The 627-nt window shown below is 58.3% G+C and carries 1 protein-coding gene; it reads right to left on the bottom strand.

What is annotated here, in order from left to right:
- A partial coding sequence (locus AC1DLB_RS31540; RefSeq protein WP_477786472.1) for an efflux RND transporter permease subunit occupies window positions 1–627 on the bottom strand: 627 nt, incomplete at both ends.

The following is a 627-nucleotide window of genomic DNA, read 5'->3' as shown; positions in this document are numbered from 1 at the left end:
CACCTGCACCGAACGAATGTCCTCACGAACCGCAGTGATCGGTACTCCGGCCAACAGGAATTGCAGTTGCTGCGCGACTGAGTTTGACGTCAACCCCACTGCCTCCAAGCGATCCTGATCCAGAGCGAAATGCAGCGTCGGCGTCAGTGGCCCCCAGTYRGTGTTGACGGTTCTCATCATCGGGCTSGMCTGCATCACGTCCAGTACCTGGCCCGCGATCTCGCGCAATTTTGACGGATCAGGCCCCATCACCCGATAGGCAACAGGGAACGGCGAATATGGACCAAACACAAGCTGAGTCACCCTGACACGCGCTTCTGGGGCAAGTCCCTCAGCAGCGGCTTCGCGGAGACGGAACTTGAGGGCCTCGCGCTCCTCCTGGCTGTCCGTCAGCACCACAATCTTCGCGAACGATGGATCAGGGAGTTCCGGCGCCATCGCCAGATAGAAACGCGGCGCGCCTTGCCCGATATAAGCGGTGACGATTTTTGCCTCACCCTGCTTTTGCAGCCAGGCCTCTATCTTGGCAGTGGTGGCGCTGGTCTGCTCAATGGAGGTTCCATAAGGCATTTGCACTTCAATCAATACCTCTGGACGGTCCGAGGTAGGGAAGAACTGTTTCTTGAC

It is taken from the genome of Pseudomonas sp. 05N434 (assembly GCF_056396965.1).
The sequence above is the reverse complement of the archived record's forward strand: the minus strand, read 5'-3'. Positions and strand labels throughout refer to the sequence as shown.